The 200-nt window shown below is 58.0% G+C and carries 1 rRNA gene; it reads right to left on the bottom strand.

The features are described 5' to 3' along the window. A 5S ribosomal RNA gene (gene rrf / locus ACLU3S_RS37060) occupies positions 1-117 on the bottom strand. Between the last annotated feature and the right edge of the window lie 83 nt (positions 118-200).

Genomic DNA, 200 nt, shown 5'->3' with positions numbered 1-200 from the left:
GTTCGGCGGCGTCCTACTCTCCCACAGGGTCCCCCCTGCAGTACCATCGGCGCTGTGAGGCTTAGCTTCCGGGTTCGGAATGTAACCGGGCGTTTCCCTCACGCTATGACCACCGAAACACTATGAAACTCTCAACCGAAACACCCCGAGGGCGACATGGTCATGGTTTCAGAACCAACACAGTGAACGCGAGCGTCTGA

Origin of the sequence: Streptomyces sp. AF1A, from assembly GCF_047340315.1 — a bacterium.
GTDB lineage: Bacteria > Actinomycetota > Actinomycetes > Streptomycetales > Streptomycetaceae > Streptomyces.
This window is presented reverse-complemented; position numbering and strand designations above follow the sequence as displayed.